At 53.4% G+C, this 25,040-nt stretch carries 26 protein-coding genes; 17 read left to right on the forward strand and 9 right to left on the reverse strand.

Annotated elements, in window-relative coordinates:
- Positions 1-303 precede the first annotated feature (303 nt).
- From dut to proC, 14 genes are all read left to right on the forward strand, one after another.
- Positions 304-762, forward strand: a complete 459-nt coding sequence (dut, locus tag ACI0FG_RS07560; protein WP_419787931.1) for a dUTP diphosphatase — start codon at positions 304-306, stop codon at positions 760-762.
- A gap of 20 nt (positions 763-782) precedes the next feature.
- Entirely contained in the window at positions 783-1,985 is a 1,203-nt protein-coding gene (locus ACI0FG_RS07565; RefSeq protein WP_419787932.1) for an aspartate aminotransferase family protein, read from the forward strand.
- A gap of 55 nt (positions 1,986-2,040) precedes the next feature.
- Positions 2,041-2,244, forward strand: coding sequence for a hypothetical protein (locus ACI0FG_RS07570; RefSeq protein ID WP_419787933.1), 204 nt, complete (start codon positions 2,041-2,043; stop codon positions 2,242-2,244).
- A 68-nt stretch (positions 2,245-2,312) separates the two neighbouring features.
- On the forward strand, positions 2,313-3,176 hold the full coding sequence (locus tag ACI0FG_RS07575; protein ID WP_419787934.1) for a 50S ribosomal protein L11 methyltransferase: 864 nt from the start codon (positions 2,313-2,315) through the stop codon (positions 3,174-3,176).
- A gap of 29 nt (positions 3,177-3,205) precedes the next feature.
- On the forward strand, positions 3,206-3,832 hold the full coding sequence (locus tag ACI0FG_RS07580) for an endonuclease III domain-containing protein (protein ID WP_419787935.1): 627 nt from the start codon (positions 3,206-3,208) through the stop codon (positions 3,830-3,832).
- Positions 3,833-3,838: 6 nt separating this feature from the next.
- On the forward strand, positions 3,839-4,942 hold the full coding sequence (locus tag ACI0FG_RS07585; protein WP_419787936.1) for a murein hydrolase activator EnvC family protein: 1,104 nt from the start codon (positions 3,839-3,841) through the stop codon (positions 4,940-4,942).
- A gap of 47 nt (positions 4,943-4,989) precedes the next feature.
- On the forward strand, positions 4,990-6,279 hold the full coding sequence (locus tag ACI0FG_RS07590; protein WP_419787937.1) for a S41 family peptidase: 1,290 nt from the start codon (positions 4,990-4,992) through the stop codon (positions 6,277-6,279).
- An 18-nt stretch (positions 6,280-6,297) separates the two neighbouring features.
- Positions 6,298-7,512 (forward strand): divergent polysaccharide deacetylase family protein, encoded by a 1,215-nt coding sequence (locus tag ACI0FG_RS07595; RefSeq protein ID WP_419787938.1) that lies wholly within the window; start codon positions 6,298-6,300, stop codon positions 7,510-7,512.
- 353 nt (positions 7,513-7,865) lie between these two features.
- Positions 7,866-8,843: a flagellar motor switch protein FliM gene (fliM, locus tag ACI0FG_RS07600; RefSeq protein ID WP_419787939.1), complete on the forward strand. Its 978-nt coding sequence runs from the start codon at positions 7,866-7,868 to the stop codon at positions 8,841-8,843.
- A gap of 129 nt (positions 8,844-8,972) precedes the next feature.
- On the forward strand, positions 8,973-9,926 hold the full coding sequence (locus tag ACI0FG_RS07605; RefSeq protein WP_419787940.1) for an ABC transporter substrate-binding protein: 954 nt from the start codon (positions 8,973-8,975) through the stop codon (positions 9,924-9,926).
- 123 nt (positions 9,927-10,049) lie between these two features.
- On the forward strand, positions 10,050-10,946 hold the full coding sequence (locus tag ACI0FG_RS07610; RefSeq protein WP_419787941.1) for an ABC transporter permease: 897 nt from the start codon (positions 10,050-10,052) through the stop codon (positions 10,944-10,946).
- Positions 10,943-11,737 carry an ABC transporter ATP-binding protein gene (locus tag ACI0FG_RS07615; RefSeq protein WP_419787942.1) on the forward strand — a complete coding sequence of 265 codons (795 nt, stop codon included), beginning with the start codon at positions 10,943-10,945 and terminating at the stop codon, positions 11,735-11,737. Before ACI0FG_RS07610 ends, ACI0FG_RS07615 begins: the two co-directional genes overlap by 4 nt.
- A 75-nt stretch (positions 11,738-11,812) precedes the next feature.
- Positions 11,813-12,235, forward strand: coding sequence for a nucleoside-diphosphate kinase (gene ndk, locus ACI0FG_RS07620; protein ID WP_419787943.1), 423 nt, complete (start codon positions 11,813-11,815; stop codon positions 12,233-12,235).
- A complete protein-coding gene (gene proC, locus ACI0FG_RS07625) occupies positions 12,235-13,035 on the forward strand; it encodes a pyrroline-5-carboxylate reductase (RefSeq protein ID WP_419787944.1) in 801 nt (266 codons plus the stop codon). Before ndk ends, proC begins: the two co-directional genes overlap by 1 nt.
- A 56-nt stretch (positions 13,036-13,091) precedes the next feature.
- Here proC and cbiB read toward each other — a convergent pair whose 3' ends face one another.
- The 9 genes from cbiB to rsmA form a co-directional block, all read right to left on the reverse strand.
- Positions 13,092-14,042: an adenosylcobinamide-phosphate synthase CbiB gene (cbiB, locus tag ACI0FG_RS07630; RefSeq protein ID WP_419787945.1), complete on the reverse strand. Its 951-nt coding sequence runs from the start codon at positions 14,040-14,042 to the stop codon at positions 13,092-13,094.
- A gap of 43 nt (positions 14,043-14,085) precedes the next feature.
- Positions 14,086-15,831 (reverse strand): RNA polymerase sigma factor RpoD, encoded by a 1,746-nt coding sequence (rpoD, locus tag ACI0FG_RS07635; protein ID WP_419787946.1) that lies wholly within the window; start codon positions 15,829-15,831, stop codon positions 14,086-14,088.
- Positions 15,818-17,599 carry a DNA primase gene (gene dnaG / locus ACI0FG_RS07640; protein WP_419787947.1) on the reverse strand — a complete coding sequence of 594 codons (1,782 nt, stop codon included), beginning with the start codon at positions 17,597-17,599 and terminating at the stop codon, positions 15,818-15,820. The genes rpoD and dnaG overlap by 14 nt, the downstream gene beginning before the upstream one ends.
- A 25-nt stretch (positions 17,600-17,624) precedes the next feature.
- A complete protein-coding gene (locus ACI0FG_RS07645; protein ID WP_419787948.1) occupies positions 17,625-19,928 on the reverse strand; it encodes an endonuclease MutS2 in 2,304 nt (767 codons plus the stop codon).
- A 23-nt stretch (positions 19,929-19,951) separates the two neighbouring features.
- Entirely contained in the window at positions 19,952-20,401 is a 450-nt protein-coding gene (locus tag ACI0FG_RS07650; protein WP_419787949.1) for a GatB/YqeY domain-containing protein, read from the reverse strand.
- Between the two features lie 2 nt (positions 20,402-20,403).
- Entirely contained in the window at positions 20,404-20,604 is a 201-nt protein-coding gene (gene rpsU, locus ACI0FG_RS07655; protein ID WP_158949140.1) for a 30S ribosomal protein S21, read from the reverse strand.
- 183 nt (positions 20,605-20,787) lie between these two features.
- On the reverse strand, positions 20,788-20,958 hold the full coding sequence (locus ACI0FG_RS07660; RefSeq protein WP_419787950.1) for a hypothetical protein: 171 nt from the start codon (positions 20,956-20,958) through the stop codon (positions 20,788-20,790).
- A gap of 15 nt (positions 20,959-20,973) precedes the next feature.
- Positions 20,974-21,246 (reverse strand): HU family DNA-binding protein, encoded by a 273-nt coding sequence (locus tag ACI0FG_RS07665; protein WP_419787951.1) that lies wholly within the window; start codon positions 21,244-21,246, stop codon positions 20,974-20,976.
- A gap of 260 nt (positions 21,247-21,506) precedes the next feature.
- A complete protein-coding gene (rsmA, locus tag ACI0FG_RS07670) occupies positions 21,507-22,286 on the reverse strand; it encodes a 16S rRNA (adenine(1518)-N(6)/adenine(1519)-N(6))-dimethyltransferase RsmA (protein WP_419787952.1) in 780 nt (259 codons plus the stop codon).
- A gap of 113 nt (positions 22,287-22,399) precedes the next feature.
- On the opposite strand from rsmA, the gene ACI0FG_RS07675 reads away from it, so the two are divergent.
- From ACI0FG_RS07675 to ACI0FG_RS07685, 3 genes are read left to right on the forward strand one after another with little or no spacing between them, the layout of a single operon-like run.
- Positions 22,400-22,921, forward strand: coding sequence for an adenine phosphoribosyltransferase (locus ACI0FG_RS07675; protein ID WP_419787953.1), 522 nt, complete (start codon positions 22,400-22,402; stop codon positions 22,919-22,921).
- A 14-nt stretch (positions 22,922-22,935) separates the two neighbouring features.
- Entirely contained in the window at positions 22,936-23,685 is a 750-nt protein-coding gene (gene mtnP / locus ACI0FG_RS07680; RefSeq protein ID WP_419787954.1) for an S-methyl-5'-thioadenosine phosphorylase, read from the forward strand.
- 4 nt (positions 23,686-23,689) lie between these two features.
- Positions 23,690-25,039, forward strand: coding sequence for an amidohydrolase (locus ACI0FG_RS07685; protein ID WP_419787955.1), 1,350 nt, complete (start codon positions 23,690-23,692; stop codon positions 25,037-25,039).
- Position 25,040: the final 1 nt, after the last annotated feature.

A 25,040-nucleotide genomic window follows, 5' to 3' on the forward strand; every position in this document is an offset into this window, starting at 1 on the left:
ATCCACATATCCCGAAGCTCTTCCCAGTGCTTTCCGCCTTCTCCTTTTCTGATTGTTGGTGTTGTCACGTGGATAGCAACGCAGCCGCTTGTCGTGTTTACGGAATTGTGAAGCGGTTCCAACAACTATGTCTTTTCGCACGACACCTGAAGTCTGGTTGGTCTACAAATTTGAAGACCGTACGCTCGATGTGGACGAGGCTTGCTCATCTCCTACGCCTGCAAACTGTCCGTTTATATGTTTGACAGTGATGGGGTTAGGCTCCATAACCAACGGATTCAACGCATAGACCAGGTGGAAGGAATGAGAAAGATCGACGTGAACGTGAAGTATTTGCATGAGGTCTGGAATGACAATGACCTCGAGTATGCCACCGAGCATTCGGCCGGCCTGGACCTGCGCGCCTGTATTGACGCCGATGAGCTGGAGATTGCTCCGGGTGAGAAAGCCGCCATTCCGACGGGAGTCGCCATTGAAATTCGGGAAGAAAGCGTTGCCGGTTTCATCTACTCCCGCAGCGGACTTGGCACCAAGGAAGGGTTGACGGTCAGTCAGGGGGTCGGAGTCATTGATCCCGACTATCGCGGGGAGATAAAGGTCTCACTGCTCAACACTTCCGGCGAGGTGCGACGAATTCGGCGTGGGCAGCGGATTGCCCAACTGGTTTTCATGCCCGTCTTCCAGGGCGTCCTGCATTCTGTGGATGAACTGGGAGCTACCGACCGGGGAGCTGGAGGATTCGGTTCCACCGGGGAAAATTAAGATTTTCAAGAGAAAAAATAATGAGCAATAAATTCGATATGATAAAAGAACGGAGTGGCAACCTTCTCTGCAATACCTATGGCCGGTACCCTCTTGCCGTCTCCAGAGCCAAGGGCTGCCGTCTTTATGATCTGGATGGAGAGGAATACTTGGACTTTCTGGCTGGCATAGCCGTATGCAGTCTGGGCCACAGCCGGGATGACCTTGCCGATGTTATGGCCGAACAGGCCCGTAAGATGGTCCATGTCAGCAATCTCTTCTATCAAGAGCCCCAGCTTGATCTGGCGGAAAAGCTGCTGGCCACCTGCGCGGCGGGCAAAGTGTTTTTTGCCAACTCCGGGGCAGAGGCCAACGAGGGCGCTATCAAACTGGCCCGGCGCTATATGCGCAAGGTTCGGAGCGAAGATCGGTATGAAATCATCACTCTTGAACGGTCTTTCCATGGCCGGACCCTGGGCACACTGACGGCGACCGGACAGTATGGTCCCATCAAAGATGGTTATGATCCCCTGCCGGAAGGTTTTGTTACCGTGCCCTTCGGCAACGTCAATGCCTTGCGGGGAGCTATCGGTGCCAACACCGCAGCTATTATGATTGAAATGGTCCAGGGCGAAGGTGGCGTGCGTCCCTTGCCCCAGGACTACGTGGACGATATCGTTGCCCTGTGTAAGGAAAACGGCATTTTGCTGATTGTGGATGAAGTGCAGACCGGTGTTTGCCGGACCGGCCGCTTCTGGGCGCATCAGCATTACGGCATCACTCCGGATATCTTTACCTGCGCCAAGGCGCTCGCCAACGGCCTGCCCATGGGCGCAGTCCTTTGCACCGATGAAACCGCGCGCGGATTCGAGCCCGGTTCCCATGCTACCACCTTTGGCGGCGGTGCCGTTGTTTCCGCTGTTGCCGCCAAGGTCATCGACATCATGGTGAACGAGCATATGGCCGAACGGGCCGAGAAAATGGGTGCTTTCGCCGCAGCCGAAGCAGAGAAGCTCCGGGTCAAGTACCCGGACAAGATCACCGGAACTCGCGGACTCGGTTTGCTCTTTGGCATTGAACTGAGTTGCGACGGCAAAGCTGTTTGGAATGGTCTGATTGAGAACAAGGTCGTTTGCAACCTTACTCAGGGCAAGATTCTGCGGTTGGTGCCGCCCTTGACCGTCGAAGAAGAGGACATTCTGACCTTTATGGCCGTCTTGGATAAGGTTTTGGCCTCTCTGTAGTTTCCTTGACCCGCTTGGAGTAAAGAGGATACGAACAGTTGTAGGAGAAACAGCCATGTCATCTATTGAGGCAATCGACTCTCTGAACACATTTGCTTATCCGGATAGCAGAGAGGTTGCATCGGGAACCGTAACCAATATCCCGGAGCAGATGCAGTCTCCACAGATTGATGCCCGGGAAGCAAAGCAGGACTGGAAGACTTCGGTGCAAGAGTTTCACTACACCGGAAAGGGAGCCTGCATCGACGACATGTGCTGATTGGTTGATATAGTATCAAAAGGCCGGGAAATATTTCCCGGCCTTCTCATATGAAAAAGGAACACGGCATGTCCACGCTGCTTAAAATTGAGTTCAATGTACCCGAATCGAATGCCGACGAAGCTGGTGTTTTTATCGCCTCCCGTGCTCCTCATGGTTGGGAGGAAACTCCGCAGGGCGATCAGCGACATTTCACCCTCTATCTCGAGGATCATCCGCTGGGCATGGAGATGGTCCGTGAGTTCGAAAATCAATTTCCTGATGGCAAAGTCGCGTACGGTGAGCAGGAGTCCGAAGATTGGACCATGGCTTGGAAGGACTTCTTTAATCCGGTGAATTGTGGTGAAATTTTTACGATCGTCCCACCGTGGTTGCAGGATCAATGCGCCGAAGGGCATACCTGTATCACCATTGAGCCGAAAATGGCCTTTGGGACCGGCCACCACCCCACTACATCCCTCTGCCTCCAAGTCATAGGCGAACTGGCTCAGAAGAGGTCAATCCAGGGGGGGCATACCTTTTTTGATCTGGGGACCGGCTCCGGGATTCTGGCGATCGGATTGTGCAAGCTCGGCTTGACGGGACTTGCCATGGACATCGACCCGCAGGCCGTCGTCTGCGCCCGTGAGAACGTGAAAGCCAACGGCGCGGCGGGCAGTGTGGAATTGGCCGTGGGTACGGTGGATAGTCTTGATAATGACGCCTCCTTTGATTTCGTCGTGGCCAATATCCTTTCCGGGCCGCTCATTGAGATGGCGCATTTGCTGGTGCCTCGCGTATGTCCCGGCGGTACTCTGGTGCTTTCCGGCATTTTGGCCGACCGGCAGGCGGATGCCGTGGCCGGGACTTATGTTCGTCAAGGATTGGACGAACCTGAACGCCGTGTTGACGGGGAATGGGCTGCCCTAATCTGGGAGAATGTGGGGGCATAAACGTGGGAACGGCTGAGACTCTTCTGGGTATGTATGAGGCCATGCTTGCGGCCTTGGGGCCGAGTGACTGGTGGCCCGGCGAAACGCCTTTTGAAATTGCGGTGGGGGCCATCCTGACGCAAAATACCAATTGGAAGAATGTTGAAAAAGCTATCACAAACCTCAAGAATAGAGGGTTGCTTGACGCCGAGGCCATGCACGCTCTTCCCCCCGCGGAACTGGCTGATCTTATCCGTCCAGCCGGTTACTATAACATTAAAGCAAAGCGGCTGCATAATTTTCTGACATTCCTTGGGAATGAAGCGGAATTCGATATTTCGGCACTGCGCGATTGGCCTTTGTATGATCTTCGCCCAAAGGTCTTGGGAATAAGCGGCATCGGACCGGAAACGGCGGATGCCATACTTCTCTATGCCTTGGAGCAACCCACCTTTGTGGTGGATGCCTATACCTTTCGTATGCTGGGGCGGCATGGCATGGTGGACGAAGATATGGACTATCATGCCCTTCAGGCGGTTTTCATGGACGCATTGCCGGAAGATGTGGCACTTTACAATGAATATCACGCACTGATCGTTCGCGTGGGCAAGGACTGGTGCAAAAAAAAGGCGGGAGTGTGCGAAAGCTGCCCGCTTGGACCTTATCTGGATAATTAGAGCCTGATGCAATTTGCATTGACTGTTTTTCTGGCCGTGTTGCTTTGTCCGGCTTTCCTGACGGCACAAGAGCCGCCTGAAGCCCTGCACGATTCGTTGCAGAAGGAACATCAACGCGCCGACGAAAAGGAGCAGGAGGTACGCAAGCTTACGCGCAAGGCCGGAAGCATCTCCTCTCGTCTTACCAATATCGAGAGCGACATCCGTTCCTTGCGCAAGCAAATCGACCATCAGGAAAAAGTGCTGAACGGCATTCGTGAAAATGAACAGAAGGCGCGGGATGATCATTTTGCGCTGGAAAAGGAAAAGGAGCGCATCGCCTCGGAGCTTTCCGGGCTGGTGGGAACACTCTGGCCTGTGCATCTGCAGAATGTTCGGGCACGTTTTCAAGATGTAGACAGCTGGGATATGTTTGACCGGCGCTTCAATTGGCTTTCTGAGATATATGTGGCGACAAAGGGTAAATTTGACGAGGCCAGGGAAAATTCCCGGCTCATAGCCCAAAATCTTGAGCGGCAACGATTGCTTGAGCATGAGGCCACGGAACAGCTGGAAGCCATCAATCGAAATAAGGATCAATTGCTTGGCAACAAGTACGCCTTACGCAAAAATCTACAAAAGGTCAGGAAGCGGAAAGAGGATATTGAAAGTGAACTGAATGGCATTCTGGCGACAATTCAGGAACTTAAATATCAGCTTCAATCACAGAAGACCAAACGGTTCAACCTGTATCAGCGAATGCTCCCATGGCCGGTAAAGGGACGCCAGGTTGCACTGTTCAATCTTTCAGCCAAGCCTCCTGTTCGTGGGCTGGGGCTGAGTACGGATAAGGACGCACAAGTCCAGTCGGTGTTTTGGGGCAAGGTCGTTCATAACGATACGTTGCGCGGGTTCGGGAATGTGGTTATCGTTTATCATGGATATAATTATTATAGTTTATACGCCTATTTGTCCAAAACGTATGTGCGTAATGGGCAGGAAGTGGAAAAGGATGAGCCGCTGGGAGTAGTCGGTTACTATCCCCAGGCGAGCGGTCCTGGTCTTTATTTTGAATTGCGTTTTCATCAAAAACCAATTAATCCGAAACTCTGGTTGACTTCGCTTCATTAAGGAAGCGGAAGGACCTATCTACCGAAGACGAATTATTGGAGGCCTTCATGCGGATTGCGCTTTGGTTATCAACTTTCATTCTCCTCCTTACCCTCACGGTTGCTCCCGGCACCACAATGGCGGCCAAGAACGACCATTTCGAGGCTCTCAAGCGCTTTTCCCAAGTGCTCGATATGGTCGAGACTTATTACGTCAAGCCGGTGACCCGCAAAGAGCTCATCGACAATTCCATCAAGGGCATGATCGAGCAGCTCGATCCGCACTCCGCCTACCTCACTCCTGAGGATTACAAGGAAATGCAGGTCGATACCTCCGGCAAGTTCAGTGGTATCGGCATCGAAATCAGCCTGGACCAGGGACGTTTGACTTGCGTCACACCCATTGAGGACACTCCTGCCGACAAGGCCGGAATGCTTCCCGGCGATTTGATTCTGGAAATCGACGGCGAACCGACTCAGGACATGAGCCTGATGGACGCAGTCAAGCGCATTCGCGGCAAAAAAGGAACAACGGTCAAGTTGTTGATTCTGCATAAGGATTCCAACAAGCCAAAAGAAATCGCCATCACTCGCGGCACCATTCCCATTGTCAGCGTCAAATCCCAGTCTCTTGAGGACGGCTATCTCTACCTTCGCCTCACCAAATTCCATGAATCCACCACCCGGAACATGCGGGAGAAGATTTCGGAATACAAGAAATTGCATGAACTCAAGGGGATTGTCCTTGATCTGCGCAACAACCCCGGCGGACTGCTGGGACAGGCCGTGTCCGTTGTGGATACCTTTGTGGACGATGGCACCATCGTTTACATTCAGGGTAAGGACAAGGCGAACCGCAAGGACTTTTACGCCTCCCACACTGCGGATGACGTCACGGTTCCCATGGTCGTCCTCATCAATGCCGGTTCGGCTTCCGCTTCGGAAATCGTTGCCGGAGCTCTTCAGGATCACCGCAGGGCCCTCATTGTCGGCGAGCGCTCCTTTGGCAAGGGATCGGTTCAGACCATCGTTCCCATGGCGGATGGTTCGGCTATCAAGCTGACCACGGCGCTGTACTACACTCCCAAGGGACGCTCCATCCAGGCCCTTGGCATCGAGCCGGATCTCAAGATTCCCTTTGTCGCTCCGGTCAAGGATGATGACACCGAGATGCGCAATCGTTTTACTGTCCGGGAAAAGGACTTGAGCCGTCACCTTGAGAATGGCAACCACCTCAAGCCCAAGACGGGTGAAGATGAGGATGCCGAAAAGGCGAAGGATCGTCTGGAACGTGACAACCAGCTGCGCATGGCGTTGGAGCTGGTGAAGAGCCTTCCCGTGATGAAGGAAATCAACTAGCGAGGGCTACGGCATCCAATGGACGAACGTCCCGGAGAAAAGAAAGAAACGACCGGGTCCGGCAGCTTCCTTACGAAGCTCTACCGGCCCGGTCCTCTTATTTTTATTTTTGCCATTGCGATTGGTGGATTGCTCTGGCTTGGCTACCATCTTGCCACCGAAGACACCCCTCCTCCAGTCGTTGTTTCCAGCATAGAGGCGGAAACTGCGATTCAAAAAGTCTATGAGGAGGAAACATACTCCCTTGAAGACAAGGTCAAGGAAGTAGACCTCTCCATCATCGAGGCCATGCGCCGTTTGAACCTGAGTCTCTCAGAGCTGGATTTGCTGGATGTCGAACTTCGCCACCATGATGGCCATGCATACCACTATCAGGTTTTACGAATACCTGAGACCAAAAATGTGCTGTCTTTTTTGGCTACATTGAAACAACGACTGGCTGAACGGGAACCCGAAGCACTTCTGAGCACCAATGGGACTTCGGAAGCACTGGTCAGCATAGACTCCTACCCTACCCACCGCCTTTTGCTGCAGACTGTCCCTTTTGTCCTTCCGGCACCTGAAAAGAAAGGGCCCAAGCTGGCTATCGTCATAGATGACGTCGGCGAAAATATGCATGTCCTGAAGGGACTGGTACAGCTTGATTTCCCGGTTGCTCTTGCCGTCTGGCCGAATGCCAGCCATACGGATGCCAGTGTCGCCCTGATCAAACGTACAGGGCATGACCTCATGGTTCACTTTCCCATGGAGCCTTTGGGATATCCCAAATACAATCCCGGAAAGGATGCCTTGTTCGTTTCCATGACGGCTGATCAGGTCCGGGCCCGCATTGCCGAGAACCTTTCGCGTATACCTGGGGCTATTGGCGTCAACAACCATATGGGATCCCGTTTCACCGAGTCCCCGGATGGGATGCGGGTCGCTTTGACGGAATTCCACAAACATGGCGTCTTCTTTCTCGACAGCCTTACGACCCCACACAGCGTCTGTCGAAAGATTGCCCACGATCTAGATATTCCATTTTACGAGAGGGACATCTTCTTGGATAACGTCAAAGATGTGAATGCCATTATCCACCAGCTGAAAAAGGCGGAGAATGTTGCACGCAAGCAGGGCCAGGCTATTGCCATCGGCCATCCCTACCCCGCCACACTTGCTGCCCTGCAGCAATGGGGCGCTACCCGAAATTCTTCCGTTCAGCTGATTTCATTATCTCAGATGAAGCCTGAATGAATTGAAAGAGATTCAACTTTTTTTTGCTTTTAGGTGAGCATTGAATGGTTGTTTTTGAGGTCGAGCTGTAAGGTCCGTTCTAGCTTGTTGAATTTAAAAAGATATTTTCTGGTGAGGTTTCTCTCTAGAAAATTTGTAGATTCTCTTTAAAAAAATACAACATGTGAAGAGGGACAGCCTATTGCGTTGTCGGCAGTGGCCGTGTAACAACCAGTTAAAGAGATTTCCAATTTTGCCGATATAAGAGATAGGTTGCGGTCCACTTCTTGCTGATCGTTGTTGTGGTATTCAAAAAACCGTCGATACGTCAGATGATTTGGCTGTAACAGAGGCAAGAGAGAGGCGTTTTTGAGATGAGCAAAATCCTCGAACAAGATGAAGTTGATGCTCTGCTCCGAGGACTTTCCGGAGGAGATGTCGAGACTGAGACCGAGATACCGGAGGACGACTCCGGTGTTGTTTCGTTTGACCTGGCCAACCAAGACCGGATCATCCGTGGTCGTATGCCTGTTCTCGAAATCGTCAATGATCGATTTTCCAGGCTTTGCACCAACGCTCTCGCCAACACCATGCGCAAGCGGGTTGATATCAACCCCATCTCCATCGACATGTCCAAGTTTGGGGATTTCATGCGTTCGCTTCCGGTGCCCACATCTATTTCCATTTTCAAGATGGACCCTCTGCGCGGCAACGCATTGCTGGTAGTGGACTCTCGTCTGGTTTTCGCCCTGGTGGAAAACTTTTTTGGCGGCGCGGGAAGCCAGCCCAAGGTTGAGGGACGGGATTTTACCCCCATTGAGCAGGCCATTGTCGAGCGCGTGGTTAAAATCGCCCTGGCAAACATGGAAGAATCGTGGAAGCCGGTGCATGAAGTCCATGTCGAAATGGTCCGGACCGAGGTGAACCCACAGTTTGCGGCCATTGTTCCGCCGTCCGATGTTGTTATCGTCGTCACTTTCGAGGTGGAACTCGAAAACGCCATCGGGTCTCTCATCGTCTGTCTTCCCTACGCGACCATGGAACCCATCCGCTCCAAGCTGCATGCTTCCTTCCAGTCCGAACGATTGGAAGTCGACCATGTCTGGATCAATCGTTTCAAGGAACGACTGATGGAGACACCCGTGGAGGTGGTCATTCGTCTTGGGCGGACTTCCATTAGCGGGCGCCAGCTTCTCTATCTGCAGGAAGGCGACATCATTTTGTTGGACACCGACGAGGATGAATTACTCGAAGCCGAGGTTGAAGGCGTTCGCAAATTTTACGGACTGCCGGGAAGGGTTAAGGGCAACAAGGCCTTCAAGGTGGTCAAGGAAGAGGAAATTAGATTCTGATCGATTGCAATCATACATTATCAAGGCCGCGACGAGCGGCCTTTTTTCTGGAAATTTCAAAACAGCTTGACTTGAAAACGCTAGAAAGTTCAAAGTTTGTGGTCACTATTTCAAGGGAGGAATCCATTTATGAAAAAAGTCATGTACACGTTGATAGCCTTACTCGGCCTGCTCATGGCCGGTCAGGCCTATGCAAAACAGTATGTGGTTTCGGTTACGCAATTTGTCGAACACCCTGCCCTGGATGCCATGTGCAAAGGTGTTCTGGACCGGCTTAAGGAAAAAGGCCTTGATGTAAAGGCTAATGTCCACATCGCCCAGGCAAATCCAGGCACCAATGTGCAGATCATTAGCCAGATCATGGGTGAGGAACCGGACCTGGTTCTGGCTATTGCAACCCCAGGGGCCCAGGCCGCTGCCCAGAAGATTCATGATCGGCCCATTCTTTTTACCGGTGTTACTGATCCTGTCTCTGCCGGGTTGGTCAAGAATCTGGCCAATACCGGAGGCGGCAACATCACCGGCATGTCCGATTTCAGCCCCATGGACAAGCATATCGCTCTCATCAAACGGATTGTTCCCAAAATTGAGACCCTCGGCGTAATATACAATGCAGGCGAGCCCAATTCCGTTGTTCTTGTGAACAAACTGAAAGAGGAGGCAGCTAAGGCCGGTCTTTCCGTTGAGGAAGCGACCATTGCCAACTCAAGTGGCGTGTATCAGGCCGCCAAGAGTTTGGTCGGCCGGTGTCAGGCCATCTATATCCCTACTGATAATACGGTCGTCTCTGCATTGGAGTCCGCCATCAAGGTCTGCAAGGATACTCAGCTCCCGTTGATTGCAGCGGATGTCGACTCCGTACAGCGTGGTGCAATTGCCGCTGTCGCAGTGGATTATTACAAGATGGGTCTCCAGACCGGGGACATGGCCTACCGCATCCTCAAGGAGGGGGTGGCGCCCTCTTCCATGCCGATCGAATTCCTTAACGACCTTAATCTGCACGTAAACAAATCCGCAGCAGCCGCCATGGGCGTGACCTTGCCCGAGGATCTGGTAAAGAGCGCTGCAAAGGTTATTGAGTAGCCTGCGTTTGCGTATTGGTCGCATTCAGTATACAAGGCGCGTTGTCCACAACGCGCCTTTTTTTCGGCGTGTCTGTCGCAGATGTGCATTGGACCTTTCTGGGTGTAAAATTAGGATATAATGATGACGAGTTACGCACTGTTCGGTGCCGTGGAACAGGGATTCGCCTATGGCCTTATGGTCCTTGGCGTCTATCTCACCTTCCGGGTGCTTGATTTTCCGGATTTGACCGTAGATGGAAGCTTGCCCCTGGGCGCATCGGTGGCAGCTGTTGCCGTGACCTCGGGCCATTCCCCTGTACTGGCAATTTTCATGGCTGGAGCCGCAGGGTTCCTCGCCGGGGCCGTCACCGGCATTTTAAATACGAAATTCAAGATCCTCCATCTGCTGGCCTCCATTTTGACCATGATCTCACTCTATTCCATCAACTTGCGGATCATGGGCCGTCCCAATATGACCTTGCTCGGTAAGGACACGGTGGTTGATTGGTTCAGGACCTATACCGGCCTGCCCTCATACCTCTCGACGCCTGTTCTGTTTGCGATAATCTGTTTTGTGACGGTTGCTGTGCTCGTTTGGTTTCTGCACACCGAGGTGGGGCTCGCTTTTCTCGCTACCGGGGATAATTCACAGATGATTACCAGTCAGGGGGTGAATACGGATATCGTCATCATTTGTGGAGTCGGTTTGTCCAATGCCATGGTCTCCATGTCTGGAGCTCTGGTAGCCCAGAATCAAGGCTCGGCGGACGTCAACATGGGCGTGGGAACCATTGTCGCAGGCTTGGCTTCCGTCATTGTCGGCGAGACTGTCTTTGGCGACAAGACAATCGGCCGGGCACTCGTTGCCGCCCTGTTGGGGTCAGTGCTTTACCGCGTGGTTATTGCCCTGGCCCTGGGGCTGAAGCTCGGTTCCTTCTCCTTCACACCAAGCGATTTGAACCTGATTACAGCCCTGTTGGTCATATTCGCCCTTGTTATGCCGCGCATAAAGCGTCGCATTCTGGGAGGTACCCGATGATATCCATCTCCAATCTGACAAAGGCTTTCAACAAGGGAAGCGTTAATGAGGTTCAGGCGCTGACCGATGTCAATCTTGAGGTCAACGACGGGGATTTCATCACCATAATCGGCTCCAATGGGGCGGGAAAATCCACCTTCCTGAATGCGATTGCCGGAACCTTTCCCCTGGACAGTGGGAAAATTATTTTGGAAGACCGGGATGTCACGAATTGGCCTGAATATAAGCGGGCTGCACTCATCGGACGGGTCTTTCAGGATCCCTTGCTGGGAACCTGCGCCGGGGCTACCATCGAACAGAATCTGGCCATGGCTATGAAGCGAGGGCAAAGGCGAACCTTCGGCCTTGGTGTAAAGGCCAAGGATAGGAAGTTCTTTCAGGAAAAACTCTCCGTGATCGGACTCGGGCTGGAAGACCGCCTGCGGACATCCACAGGCCTGCTCTCCGGCGGCCAGCGGCAGGCCCTGACCATGCTTATGGCGACCCTGGTACGTCCGCATCTGTTGCTCTTGGATGAGCATACCGCCGCCCTTGATCCCAAGACCGGAAGCATGATTTTGGAATTGACCGAGGAGTTGGTTCAGACCCAGAAACTTACCGCCCTGATGGTTACTCACAACATGAATCAGGCCATTACGCTGGGCAACCGGCTGATCATGTTCCACAGGGGGCAAATCGTCCTCGATATTTCCGGAGAAGAAAAAAAGAATCTCAAGGTCGAAGACCTGCTGCGCCGTTTTTCGGAATTGCGTGGCGATGGGGGCGTCTCCGACCGTATGCTGCTTTGTTAGGGCCATGCGAGGGCCCTTTGGAAGACTGGCAAATCGCTGCCGATACGTATAAGACAAAAACATTGGGAGGCTTTAATGGCTATCGAACGCACTTTTTCCATCATCAAGCCGGACGCTGTCGAGCGTGGACTCATCGCTGAAATTCTCAAGATGATTACCGACTCCGGTCTGAAGATCAAAGGCATGAAGATGATCCACATGGACCGCGCCAAGGCTGAAGGATTCTATGCCGTGCACAAGGAGCGCCCTTTCTTTGGCGAACTGGTGGACTACATGGTCTCCGGCCCTGTCGTGGTTTCCTGCCTTGAGGGAGAAAACGCCATTGAGAATTACCGCAAACTGATGGGCGCCACCAATCCGGCCGATGCAGCCGAAGGCACCATCCGCGCGGCGTATGGCATGAGCATCCAAAACAACTCCTGCCACGGTTCCGACGGTCCCGACACCGCCAAGACCGAGGTTGCATACTTCTTTAACGACGACGAATTGGTGGGATAATGTCCAAGAAAATCGGATTCATCGGTACAGGCAATATGGGGTCGGCCATCCTGAACGGATTGGCCTCCCGCGACGACATCGAGCTACATGGTTTCGACCTGCACAAGGATAACCTGGAACGGCTGGCCAAGAGTGCAGGCCTTAAGCCCCACGACTCTGCGGAGTCTTTGGCCCAAGTTTGCGACGTTGTGGTTGTGGCTGTGAAGCCTCAGCATGCAGAGCTCTTGGTAAAGGAAATCGCTTCCGTCCTCAATGCGTCAAAATGCCTGGTCTCCATCTGTGCCGGGTTGACCGTTGAACGGTTCCGGGATTGGAGCGAGGGGCGGTGCCCTGTGGTTCGGGTCATGCCCGACACCCCTGCCCTGGTGGGTGAATCCGTATCCGCTGTCTGCCTGGATGACAAGGAATTGAGCGAGGAGCTGAAATCCTTCATCCCCGGTCTGTTCGAGGCGATCGGCCAGGTGCACATCCTGCCGGAAAAACTCTTTGACGCCTTTACCGGTGTTATTGGTTCCGGCCCCGCCTATGTCTTCTATTTCATGGAAGCTATGATTGAGTCCGGTGTGGCGCTGGGACTGACTCGGCCGCAGGTAACGCAGATGGTCAAGGGACTGTTTGTCGGTGCAGCCAAGATGGCGACCGAGAGCGACCACTCCGTCAGCGAACTTCGCGAGATGGTGACATCTCCCGGCGGAACGACTGTCCGTGCGCTGATGCACTTTGACAGACAAGGCACACGCGGCGACATCATTGACGCCGTGTACGAATGCTATAAGCGAAGCGTAGAACTCGGCAAATAAATTGAAAGGGCTCCTGACGGAGCCCTTTTTTTGTTTTGTAGACCATTCTGAACCGCTTAGACGGCGAACCTGATCCATCCAAGCAGGAGTATAAATATCCACCCTGCCCGATGGCCGGAAGTTCTGCACAGCTTGATAAGCGAATGAATCTTCTCTCTATTCCAGGAGCTTCCTTCCGGCCCGAGTAAAGGCTTTTCCTTTATCCGGCCGAAATAGGTCGCCCTTCCCCCCATACGGGCACCCATGAGCCATGCTGCGGCCGCCATGGGCCAGCCTGCGTTGGGGCTTTCCATTTTGGCGGCATCGGTTGCGAAGTGGGCTTTGGCATCCCTGAAGTTCAGTCCGCGCAGTTTGCCTGTCAGCAGTAAGGCCCATGCCGTTATCCTCGCGGGAATCCAGGCGAGAACATCGTCTGTTTTTGCGGCACCGCGTCCTAAGTCCCTAAATCGTTCGGTACGATATCCCCACATGGAATCCATGGTGCTTATCGCCTTGTAGGCCCACATGCCGCCCGGTCCAAATATGACGAGGTAGAACATGGGGGCCACGAAACCATCGTTGAGATTCTCGCTTACGGTTTCGGCCAGAGTCTTGCGGATCTCTTCCGGAGTTAAAGACGAGGTTTCTCGGCTTACCAGCATGGCCAAGGCCTTTCGCGCACCTTCCAGATCACCGGAATCCACAAGTGTGGCAACTCGCCTGCTTTCTTTTATCAGGCATCCCAAGGCCAGCCCCGCATATGACAAATATACGGCTATCAGTACGCCGAGATACGGAATGGCGCAGAGAACAGTGGCAATGCACCATGATCCCACGCCGAAAAAAATAACAGCGGCCCATCCCGCCGCGCGAAGGTTCCATCCCACTCGACGGGCGGAAGCCTCATAGAGATCAAGCCCTTTGCCGATGTAGCGCACGGGGTGCGGGAGGCTCTGCGGATCCCCGAGTACGGAATCGAGGATCATGGCGGCGGCCGGTACAATGAAGGCGTAAAAATATTGTTCCATGGCAAAAAAAGAGGCCGGAGGATTTCCTCCGGCCTTCCATTGGCTAGTTTTCGAAGTAGGACCTAAGCAACGCGCTACGCACAGGATGGCGCAGTTTGCGTAAGGCTTTGGCCTCGATTTGGCGGATACGCTCACGCGTGACGTTGAACAGCTTGCCGACTTCCTCAAGGGTATGGTCGGACTTTTCACCGATGCCAAACCGTTTGCGCAGGACTTGCTCTTCGCGCGGGGTCAGGTCGGAAAGCACGGAGGCAATCTGTTCGCCCAGCTTGGTGGAGACCACCTCTTCGGCCGGAGCGGTAGCCTTCTTGTCTTCGATGAAATCGCCGAGGCTGGAATCTTCCTCATCTCCGATGGGAGTTTCGAGGGAAATGGGTTCCTTGGCGATCTTAAGCACCTTCTTGACCTTTTCCAGCGGGTAATCCATACGCTCCGCGATTTCCTCGGGCGAGGGATCCCGGCCGAGTTCTTGCACCAGGTAGCGGGAGGTCCGAATAAGCTTGTTGATGGTCTCGATCATGTGCACCGGGATACGGATGGTCCGGGCCTGGTCCGCAATGGCGCGGGTGATGGCCTGACGAATCCACCAGGTTGCATAGGTCGAGAACTTGTAGCCGCGCTGATATTCGAACTTGTCCACTGCCTTCATCAGCCCGATGTTGCCTTCCTGGATGAGGTCCAGGAACTGAAGGCCACGGTTGGTGTACTTTTTGGCAATGGACACTACCAGACGCAGGTTTGCCCGAATCAGTTCCTGCTTGGCGCGCATGGCGGACTGGTTGCCGCGCTTGATACGCCACAGCACTTCTTCCAGGTCGTGCACGGAGTGGCAGCACTTTTCCTGCAACCGGTGCATGATCTCCAGCTTGCCAGCGAGCATTTCCTTGAAGGAGAAAAACTCCTCAACGGTCATGCCGAGCGTGTCGGCAGCAACAACCGGATTGGTCTCGCGAGCGTCAACGCTCTTGAACAACTCCTCGATCTCAGTCTTGGTCTGCCCCACCGACAGTACATACGCCGAAAGGTCGCGCTGGCAGTTGTGCATCTGACGGACATAGTCGTTTACCGTCTCAATGATACGGTCAATGAGGGTCTTCTCGAGCTTGATGTCGCGCAGGCGGGTGACAATCTCTTCCTTGTAGCTCAGAATGTCATTCTGGACTCCGGTCACCCGCTTGTCGAGCTGGGCGCAGTAGTCCAGCTTTTCGTAAATCTTTCTCTTTTTCTTATAGAGCTTCTTGACCTCGTCGAGCAGGAAGATGACCCGCTGGCGCTGGTTCATCTCATCCTCGCTGGGATCATCCTCTTCAATGGTCTTGACCACGTCCTTCAGTTTGACGCGTCCGTCCCGCAGATCGTCACCAACGACAACAAGCTCCTCGACGGCAACAGGAACCTCTACCAGAGAGTACAGGACTTCCATTTCGCCGTTTTCGATCTTCTTGGCGATGACAACCTCTCCCTCACGGTCGAGCAGCGGTACAGAGCCCATTTCGCGCAGATACATGCGAACCGGGTCCGTGCTGCGCGAAGCATAGTCCGCGCTGTCATCATCCTTGTCGTTCGAGAGATCGATTTCCTTGTCGGAATCCAGATCCTTGACATCATCGTTCTCGTCAACAAGAGCGATGCCCATCTGTTCAAAGATGGATTGGATTTCTTCGAGTTGTTCCGGTGTGTTGTAATCGGAAGGCAGTGCCTTGCTCAACTCTTCGTACGTCAGGAATCCTTTTTTCTTACCCTCGGAGATCAGGGTCTTGATCTGTTGGATTTCCTTAATGTTGCTCATCGTCCCTCCTGAGAGATTCTTCCAAGGCCCGAAAACACTCGTCGATACGTCGGCTGTCTCCGCTGAGCTGTGCCTCGCGCAGGGCCTCTTTGAGCTGCTGCCGGTTCAGTTTCTGCTGTCCAACCGAGATTCTTTTGCAAATATGTTCCCATTCACCCTGCACTTCACTTTCGGAAAGTGCACTTTCCCGCAATTCTTCGCGGCATCTGATGTAAAAGCTTTTTTCGTCTTCGTTCAGCAGGCTCATGATATGGCCTTGCTGCGTGTTTTTCAGCTTTTCCCAGATGCATTGCGCCCATTGCGTTCCAAGGATTCTACCGAATCCCCTTCTGGTCAGTTCCGGTACATAGTCCGGATACTGAATGGGAAACCTCAAAAAATATTGATCGTCCTTTTCTTCCTTACCGCAGGGCGTTTGTACGCGAGGACGCGGCGGGGCGCCCCTGCCCTGCCGCTGCGTCATTCCCTGCCTCTGTTCCGGCTGTCGCACGGAACGAGCCGGTGCGACGCCCGCATCTCGTCGAAAATCCATTTCTGAGAGACCCAGCCCGCCCGCAATGCGCGGCAGATAGTAAGCTCTCAACGAAGAATCGGCCAGTTCCGACATGAAGGACTTGGCCCAATCCATAATCTCCCTGGGGGCAAATTGCGCCCGCAGGGTTTCCAAACAAAAATCCAGCCCGTCCGGCGCTTCCGCCAGATACGCTTCAAAACCGTCCCTGCCCCTGGTCTGGAGCAGGCTGTCCACGTCCTCACCGTCGGGCAACAGAACGGCACGACATGCCACTCCCTGCAACAGTATCATTCGGCTGCTTTTGAGCGCGGCTTTACGCCCGGCGTTGTCTCCGTCGAAAACGAGGTCAACACGCGAACAAAAACCGGCCAACCGCTTCACCTGGTCCGATGTCAGGGCCGTACCCAGAACACCGCAGGCATCGGTGTAGCCAAACTGATGCAGCGAGATCACATCCATGTACCCCTCGGTCAACAGGGCCCGCTTGGAGCGGGTCATGGTGGTTCTTGCCAGATTCAACCCGTACAGGTGATCGCCTTTCTTGTAGATGGGCGTATCCGAACTGTTCAGGTATTTCGGTTCTCCATCTGTAATTATTCTGCCGCCAAAAGCAATAACCCGACCTGATAAATTTTGAATGGGAAATATCAACCTCCCACGAAAACGGTCGTAAATATTACCTTTATCATTTTTAGATAATAAACCGGCTTCTACGCCATCATCCGGAGTTCGCCCTTTGTTTCCCAGATGATTCATGAGACCGTGCCAATCATCCGGGCTGTAACCCAGGCCGAATTTCTCAATAACATCCGGCGTCATGCCCCTTTTGTCGAGATATCGACGTGCCGTTTCCCCGGCTGCCATGCGCAAGTTGCGTTGAAACCACTCCGAGGCCTCGTCATGCATGGTCATGAGGAGTGTCTTGCGCGCTTTCCGTTCGGCTGCATGGGGATCATGAGGGACGTTGCCGAGTTCCACCCCGGCTTCCGCTGCCAGTTGCTCCAGGGCTTCGCGAAATTCCAGGCCGTTTATACGGCCGTAAAAATCGATGACATCTCCAGAAGCCTGGCAACCGAAGCAGTAGAAAAAGCCTTCCTCGTCATTTACGGACATGGATGGCTTGGTCTCCTGATGAAAAGGACATGCTCCCATCCACCGGCCGGAAACCGGCTTGAGGTCAACATAGCGACGTACCACGTCCGCAATGCTGATACGGGCCTTTACGGCCTCGATGTCACTTCTATCCGTTGCCAAAATCCATACCCCTCCGGTCGCCCGGTTATTTGAGAACCGCTTCGGTCATGCCATCTCCGCCCCGCTCTTCGTTGGCCAACGAAAAGCTCTCCACAGCGGGGTAATGGCTCAAGAAATCGTGTACTTCGCGCCGCAGGGCCCCTGTGCCCCGTCCATGAATAATTTCAAGGCTTCCAGCCCCCTTGCGCAGAGCATCGTCCAATGCGCGTTCCAGAATGCTCAGGGCCATGTCGGAACGCTGTCCGCGAAGGTCCACTTCGAGCGCCGGGCCGGATGAAGCCGGTGCGGCCGGTGCAACCTGTGAGCTCTTGCTAAAATTCGGACCTTCTTCTATTGGGGCCAACTGGTCGCCCTTGATCCACATGGCAACCCCGCCAATGTCCACCTTGGCCTGCTTTTTCCGTGCATTGACCTCAAGGACGACACCGGTTTTGTTCCAAGCCGGATACGATACTTTCAGGCCGGGAACAATATCCTTGAACGAAAAGGTCTCTACCTCGACTTCGACTTCCGGCCCCAGGTCGGTAATCCGTTCCCTGACTTCGGCGAGTTTCTTCCGGGTTTCCTTGCGTCCCAAACGGTCGGACTGCCATTGCCGGACAATGGTCTGGGCCTCGGATTGAATATCCTTGAGCAGGGCTCCACGCTCTTTTTCAAAGCGTTCTTCCAGGCGGGCCCTTTTGGCTTCCATTTTTGTCCGTTCCGCTTCAATGCCTTCCAGTTCCTTTTCCCTTTTCACGGCCATTTCGTTGAGCCGATCAAGGACGGAAGAAGTGTCTGAGCCGTCGAGCAACAGATACCGCTCTGCCCGTTCCAGGATTTCGGAAGGCAGGCCGTGTTCCCGGGCAACATCAAGAGCTATGGAAGCTCCCACCTGATCATAGGCCAGCTTGTAGAGCGGCTTTTTGGTGGAAGGATCGAACAGCACACTGGCGGCCCGAACGCCTTTGGCGGCCATGGCATATGCCTTGAGAGCCGGGAAATGTGTTGCAATCAGGGCTGTGGCCTGTTTTTCCACAAAGTTGTCCACAACGGCCTGGGCAAGGGCCGCCCCCTGCGTGGGATCGGTCCCGGCGCCAAATTCATCAAGAATGAACAGTGTACGTTCGTTTACGCGTTCCCAGACTCGTTTCAGGTAATGAATCTGAGCGGTAAAGGTGGAAACATTTTCTTCCAGGGACTGCTCGTCTCCCATGACAACCAGAAGTTCCGTCCACAGCGGCAGCGAACTGCCTTCTCCTGCAGGAACGGGTAAGCCGGCTAATGCCATAAGTGCAATAAGACCAAGGGTCTTGAGGCATACGGTTTTGCCTCCGGCGTTGCCGCCACTGATGACAAGGGCGCACTGGCCTTCATTGAGCAGGATATCGACCGGGTGAACAGACTCATTCGTCAAAGCAAGAAGCGGATGTCTGGCCTTGAGCAAGCGGGGCACGCTGCCATCCGTGATTTCCAGGGCATGTCCGTCAAAGGCAATGGACAGTTTGACCTTGGCCATCAGCACATCCAGAATGACAAGTCCGTCGTAGGCGTCGGCAACGCCGCTTTGCTCATCCCGAATCAGCCCGGTCAGATAGGTCAGTACCTTATATTCCTCTTCCCGTTCCTGCCGTTTGAGTTCCTGCAACCTGTTGTTGGTTTCCACAAGGAAAAACGGTTCAAAATAGCAGGTCTCACCGGTTTGGGAATAATCGTGAATGATGCCCTTGATTTTGTTCTTAAAGTTAACCTTTAAGGGCAGGACATACCTGTCGGACGATACAGTCATGAATTCGTCCTGCACAGCCTGAGACAAATTCTCCTGCAGAATGAAGTCCTTGATCCGCTTGGTGCAGCGTTGGTGGATGGTACGAATCTCGCGACGGACATCCATCAGTCCAGGTGAGCTCTCGTCCCGCAAATGCCCTTCCGGGTCCATGCAGCGACCAATGCCGGAGACGGTCTTTTGAGGCCAGTCATAGCCGAAAAGCGTGTCAAAGAGAGCGTCCCATTGCCGATTCTCGAATTGCCCCAGGGATTCCCGGGCTCCTCCGGCAATATCCAGCGTTTGCTTGAGGGCAAACAGATCGTCCAGATCAAGGACGCTTTTTGGATTGTTCAGATAAGTGAACATGCCATCCAAGGCAGGAAAAGGCGGAAAAGAAAAGCCGGATTCATTGACCCAGGCGGCGCATTGTTCATAGAGCGTCGTCGCGTTTCGCACTTCGTCCAGTGTTTGAAACGGATGGAGTGCGAGGCACGCAGAAGCGCCCGGTTCCGAAACAGCGAAACCGGCCAATGCCCCAAGTACCTTGGGGAATTCCAAAAGCTCGAATGTTCTTGACTCCATTTGAGTCGACTATGGTTGGAAAGTTAGGAGGAGAGCTTGGACTTGACCATGTCGCTGGCCTTCTTGCCATCGACCTGACCCTTATGAGCGGCGAGAACCGCCCCCATGACCTTGCCCATATCCTTCATACCGGAAGCGCCCATCTGCGCGATAACAGCATCAATGGCGGCGGAAAGTTCGTCATCGGTCAGTTGCTTGGGCATATAAGCCTCAAGCTCGACCATTTCCGCGGCTTCCACCTGGGCGAGATCGTCCCGGCCGGCCTTGGAATACTGATCAAAGGCGTCCTTGCGTTGCTTAACCTGCTTGGCGATGAGATCAAGCACGGCGTCGTCGGAGAGAGTCGCACTCTTCTCCTCGACCATGCGATTTTTAATGGCCGTCTTGAGATGTCTCAAGACGGCCACTTTTGTCGTCTCTTTAGCCTTGTAGGCTGAGATGTAATCCTTGTCGATCCTTTCAGAAAGACTCATGGCTACATACCGCGCATTTTGCGGATTTTTTTAGCAAGCCTTTTCTTGGCGGCAGCTTTCTTTTTCTTCTTCTGCACGCTGGGCTTTTCGTAGTGCTGACGTTTCTTCAACTCGGAAAGAATTCCGGCCTTCTCAACCTGCTTCTTGAAGCGGCGGAGAGAGATGTCGAAGTTGTCGCTATCGTCTAAGTATACGCCGGGCAAAGTAAATCACCTCCTCGGTGTACCAGCCCTCTAGTGCTTGGCTGGCGAAATGGAACGTATCCATAGCCGCATATGCTGTGGAATGCAACCTATTTCACAGGAAAAAATAAAAAAGAGAGAGTCAAAATCAAAAGGGCCTGCCACGCTAGTGGCAGGCCCTTACCGATAGTCGGAAACTACTGACTAGTGATGGGCGGACTTGGCGTCCATCCAGGATTTGATGACGGTGTAGGCCAAGCCGATGCCGATAACACCCAGCACGACGTAAAGGACACCGAAGAAAACGAAATGGTCAGGCTGCCACCAAGGGAGATCTTGCAGCAGAGGACTGTGTACGGTTTCACCGTGAATCATGGTCGGACCTCCAGATTACTTAACGGCTTCTTTGAGAACCTTGCCGGGGTGAAACTTAACCACCTTGGTGGCAGGGATCTTGATCTCGTCGCCGGTGCGGGGGTTACGGCCAACGCGAGCCTTACGCTCATCGACATTGAAGGTGCCGAAACCGGTAAGGGTCAGCTTACCTTCCTTGACCAGGGTATCTTCCACGGTCTCAAGAAAAGCATTCAGCGCACGCTCAGCGTTTGCTTTGGTCAGATTGGCCTTCTCAGCAATTTTAACGATCAAATCAGCCTTAGTCATCAGTCCTTCCTCCTCAAAATAAAAAACTATTGAGTTCAGTGCAGTCGGCAGAAGTGACTCCTGCACATTGTTTCCAACCGCATTCCTTTTTGGCCTTTAATTGAACTTTGTCATCGTGTCCAGCCTGGATGGGTAAAAAACATAAAAAAACCCCGTCAATCATAGCTTTCCCGCTCTTTCGACGAGTCGTCATTATCACTTCATCTTATTAACAATATTTTGATAACCAGCTAGAAACATGAACTTTTGTGAAAAAAGAGCTATAGGCACCTGGAAAGTGACTTGAATTGTGCCGGAGAAAGGTTCTCTGGCCGCAGTCGAGTGTCGATTCCATGATTTTCAAACCATGTCTCAATCTCGGGAGACCATGTTTTTTTCAGTATCGTGCCAAGTTGTTTGCGGCGTTGTTGAAACAGCAGCTTGATGAGATTGGATAATTTTTCGGGAAATTCCGGGTGTTCTTCCTGCGGCAAAGGTTCGAATCGTACCACTGCCGAGTCCACTTTGGGCCGAGGGTGGAAAACTGATGGCGGTACCTTGAAGAGATATCGTGTATCACAGAAGTTGCGAACCCACGCGGTGAGGCCGCCGTACGCCTTGCAGCCTGGGTCGGCCGTCAGCCGCAGTGCCACTTCGTGCTGAACCATGAAAACGCAGCGACGCATCGCGGATGCTCGGCTGACAATGTCCCATATGAGCTTTGAACCGACGTTATATGGCAAGTTCCCTATTATTCTGCATGGGGTATCCAATTCCTCCCAAGGGAATTTCAGGGCGTCCATACGGATTATGTTCAAAGTCGGGTATTCAATCCCCAGACGATCAGCCAGCTCATCGTCTTTCTCCAGCGCAGTGAAGCGGGCCGGTTCGGCTTCTACGATGAAACGGGTCAACGCCCCCTGTCCCGGACCTATCTCAATAATATGTTCTTCGGCCTCAACTCCCAGGGCATCTACTATTTTACGACAGATATTGTCATCTTTCAAAAAGTTCTGCCCAAGGCTTTTCTTTGCCCGGTAAGGTTGCGTATCACGTGTCATGTCAGTTTCTCCGTGTGCCCTACCTAGCCGAACCATCTGAGAGAGGCAACCGCATTGACATGAGGCACGGCATCCACTTATGAATCACCGGTATTTATCATCAGGAGGTTTTCATGAACATTCGCGACTATATTCGAGACATTCCCGATTATCCCAAGGAAGGCATTGTCTTCTTTGATATTACACCTATTTTGTCGGATCCGGACGCCTTTCGCTATACTGTGGACTGCCTAGCCGAAAAGTTTAAGAATTCCGGTGCCACCAAGATCGTGGCTGCCGAAGCCCGCGGCTTTATTTTCGGGGCTCCCCTTGCCTACAAGATGGGTATCGGTTTTGTGCCGGTCCGCAAGCCCGGCAAGCTTCCTTTTAAAACCCGCTGTGTCACGTATGACCTGGAATATGGGTCGGACACCTTGTGTATACATGAGGATGCCATCAAGGAAGGTGAAAAAGTGCTGATCATTGACGACCTGCTGGCTACCGGTGGCACTGCCGAAGGTATGTTGCAGCTTGTGCGTGAAGTGGGTGGCGATATTGTCGGTTGCGGCTTCGTGGTCCAACTGGGCTTTCTGGACGGAGCGAAGATTCTTGAAGACGCCGGGCAGGATCACTGTTTCCTGCTTGAAATCGACTAACCGCAGGAGCTGGCATGACCAAGATCGGCATTATTGGCGGCAGCGGACTGGATAATCCCGACATCCTTCAGAATGCTAAGGACGTGGAGGTTAAAACAGCCTATGGGGCTCCCTCTGCTCCGCTCAAGACCGGAACCATTGCAGGAAAAGACGTTGTGCTGCTCGCCCGACACGGACGCGAACACACCATTCCTCCGACATATGTCAACTACCGGGCCAACATCCAGGCTCTCAAGGACGCCGGGTGTGATGCTATTTTGGCAACGACGGCTTGCGGTTCCCTGAGAGAGGAGATCGACCGTGGACACCTGGTCATTCTCGATCAGTTCATCGACTTTACCCGGTTGCGGGCCCTTTCCTTTTATGAGGAATTCGCTCCTCACGGTGCCGTGCATACAGCCATGGCCGAACCGTTTGATGGCACGCTGCGCAAGCTGCTCATTGACGGATGTGAGAAACTGGGACTGTCCCACCATAAGGCCGGTACCGTCATCACGATTGAGGGTTCCCGATTCTCCACCCGTGCAGAATCCAATATGTTCCGGCTCTGGGGAGCTGATGTCATCAACATGAGCGTGGCTCCGGAGTGCATCTTGGCGAACGAGGCCGGGATTCCCTACGGATGTGTCGCCATGAGCACGGATTATGACTGCTGGAAGACTGATGAAGCCCCGGTGACGTGGGAAGAGATTCTTGAAGTCTTCAACGGCAATGTCGAAAAAGTGGTTTCTCTGCTCTGCAAAACTATCGAGTCCATGGAGTAGTACCATGCCGTCGGAAGTGCATCCTCAGCCCCTTCATAAACCGTGCGATCTGCTCGTAAGGGCAGATGTCGTGATCACTCAGGATGATGAACGCACTATCCTCGAATCCGGCGCCGTAGCTATTGTTGATGGTCTGGTTGCCGAGGTCGGGACATATGAAGAATTAACCAGCACCTGGGAACCTGATGCTCGGTTGGATATGTCCGGCAAGATGCTGATGCCGGGGCTTGTAAATGGTCATACACATTTGCCGATGACCATTTTTCGTGGGTTTGCCGACGATCTGCCTTTGATGGACTGGTTGCAGGATCATATTTGGCCTGTTGAGTCCAAGCTTACGGAGGGGTGGCTGAAGGTCGGCGCCCGCATTGGCTGCGCGGAATTCATCCGAACAGGATGTACCGCTTTCCTCAATGGCTATTTCCATGAAGGCATCTGTGGTGATGCGGCTTCGGCTGTCGGCCTCAGAGCTGTGTTGGGAGAAGGCTTTTTCAGCTTTCCTTCCCCTATGTTCCCGGACCCCGAGTCCTGTTGGTCTACGGTGCGCAGTCTGGATGAAAGGTTTCGGGATGATCCGCTTGTGCGGACAGCTGTGACCCCACACGCCGCATTTACCGTGGCTCCCGAGTATCTGTCTGCCAGCTTCGAGCTTGCGTGTAAGCTGGATGTTCCCTGGCAGACACATCTGGCGGAATCCCCCGTTGAAACGGCCACCTGTCTTGATAAATACGGCAAGCGTCCTCTTGAAATCCTGCGGGATGAAGGGCTGCTTTCCTCACGCACGGTGCTGCATCATTGTGTTGATTTGTCGGAAGAGGAAATCGCCTTGTTGGCGGAAACGGGAACCAACGTCGTGCACTGTCCGGCATCCAATTTCAAGCTGGCTTCCGGGATGGCTCCGGTCCAACGCTTCATTGATGCCGGGGTGAATGTCGGACTGGGCACCGATGGAGCTTCCAGCAACAATCAACTTAATCTCTTTAGAGAAATGGGGCTGGCCGCCCTGCTCGGCAAGGTCAAGGCCGATAATGCCGCTGCCGTGACGGCCGCTAGGGCTTTGGATATGGCAACGAGGGGATCTGCTCGTTGCCTTGGCTGGGATCAGCTTGGGAGAATTCAAGCCGGATGCCCTGCCGACATGATCGCGGTCGAACTTGCCGAACCGAACTTGCTGCCCATGTTCGATCCCATTTCACATGCGGTCTACGCATGCACCGGCAAGGAGGTCTGTATGACCATGGTTGCCGGGCGGGTTTTATATCTTTACGGAGAATTTAAAACGTTGGATATTGCGTCCCTTCGCGACGATGCGCGAGAAGCTGCCGCCTGGGCCGAGTCGGTCAGGGATTCGTAAA

It is taken from the genome of Pseudodesulfovibrio sp. 7M6 (assembly GCF_050058625.1).
GTDB lineage: Bacteria > Desulfobacterota > Desulfovibrionia > Desulfovibrionales > Desulfovibrionaceae > Pseudodesulfovibrio > Pseudodesulfovibrio salinus.

Excerpts from the sequence above, each read along its gene's own strand:
- dut (WP_419787931.1), top strand. The coding sequence starts at position 304 with ATGAGAAAGATCGACGTGAACGTGAAGTATTTGCATGAGGTCTGGAAT.
- ACI0FG_RS07565 (WP_419787932.1), top strand. The coding sequence starts at position 783 with ATGAGCAATAAATTCGATATGATAAAAGAACGGAGTGGCAACCTTCTC.
- ACI0FG_RS07570 (WP_419787933.1), top strand. The coding sequence starts at position 2,041 with ATGTCATCTATTGAGGCAATCGACTCTCTGAACACATTTGCTTATCCG.
- ACI0FG_RS07575 (WP_419787934.1), top strand. The coding sequence starts at position 2,313 with ATGTCCACGCTGCTTAAAATTGAGTTCAATGTACCCGAATCGAATGCC.
- ACI0FG_RS07580 (WP_419787935.1), top strand. The coding sequence starts at position 3,206 with ATGTATGAGGCCATGCTTGCGGCCTTGGGGCCGAGTGACTGGTGGCCC.
- ACI0FG_RS07585 (WP_419787936.1), top strand. The coding sequence starts at position 3,839 with ATGCAATTTGCATTGACTGTTTTTCTGGCCGTGTTGCTTTGTCCGGCT.
- ACI0FG_RS07590 (WP_419787937.1), top strand. The coding sequence starts at position 4,990 with ATGCGGATTGCGCTTTGGTTATCAACTTTCATTCTCCTCCTTACCCTC.
- ACI0FG_RS07595 (WP_419787938.1), top strand. The coding sequence starts at position 6,298 with ATGGACGAACGTCCCGGAGAAAAGAAAGAAACGACCGGGTCCGGCAGC.
- fliM (WP_419787939.1), top strand. The coding sequence starts at position 7,866 with ATGAGCAAAATCCTCGAACAAGATGAAGTTGATGCTCTGCTCCGAGGA.
- ACI0FG_RS07605 (WP_419787940.1), top strand. The coding sequence starts at position 8,973 with ATGAAAAAAGTCATGTACACGTTGATAGCCTTACTCGGCCTGCTCATG.
- ACI0FG_RS07610 (WP_419787941.1), top strand. The coding sequence starts at position 10,050 with ATGACGAGTTACGCACTGTTCGGTGCCGTGGAACAGGGATTCGCCTAT.
- ACI0FG_RS07615 (WP_419787942.1), top strand. The coding sequence starts at position 10,943 with ATGATATCCATCTCCAATCTGACAAAGGCTTTCAACAAGGGAAGCGTT.
- ndk (WP_419787943.1), top strand. The coding sequence starts at position 11,813 with ATGGCTATCGAACGCACTTTTTCCATCATCAAGCCGGACGCTGTCGAG.
- proC (WP_419787944.1), top strand. The coding sequence starts at position 12,235 with ATGTCCAAGAAAATCGGATTCATCGGTACAGGCAATATGGGGTCGGCC.
- cbiB (WP_419787945.1), bottom strand. The coding sequence starts at position 14,042 with ATGGAACAATATTTTTACGCCTTCATTGTACCGGCCGCCGCCATGATC.
- rpoD (WP_419787946.1), bottom strand. The coding sequence starts at position 15,831 with ATGAGCAACATTAAGGAAATCCAACAGATCAAGACCCTGATCTCCGAG.
- ACI0FG_RS07645 (WP_419787948.1), bottom strand. The coding sequence starts at position 19,928 with ATGGAGTCAAGAACATTCGAGCTTTTGGAATTCCCCAAGGTACTTGGG.
- ACI0FG_RS07650 (WP_419787949.1), bottom strand. The coding sequence starts at position 20,401 with ATGAGTCTTTCTGAAAGGATCGACAAGGATTACATCTCAGCCTACAAG.
- ACI0FG_RS07660 (WP_419787950.1), bottom strand. The coding sequence starts at position 20,958 with ATGATTCACGGTGAAACCGTACACAGTCCTCTGCTGCAAGATCTCCCT.
- ACI0FG_RS07665 (WP_419787951.1), bottom strand. The coding sequence starts at position 21,246 with ATGACTAAGGCTGATTTGATCGTTAAAATTGCTGAGAAGGCCAATCTG.
- rsmA (WP_419787952.1), bottom strand. The coding sequence starts at position 22,286 with ATGACACGTGATACGCAACCTTACCGGGCAAAGAAAAGCCTTGGGCAG.
- ACI0FG_RS07675 (WP_419787953.1), top strand. The coding sequence starts at position 22,400 with ATGAACATTCGCGACTATATTCGAGACATTCCCGATTATCCCAAGGAA.
- mtnP (WP_419787954.1), top strand. The coding sequence starts at position 22,936 with ATGACCAAGATCGGCATTATTGGCGGCAGCGGACTGGATAATCCCGAC.
- ACI0FG_RS07685 (WP_419787955.1), top strand. The coding sequence starts at position 23,690 with ATGCCGTCGGAAGTGCATCCTCAGCCCCTTCATAAACCGTGCGATCTG.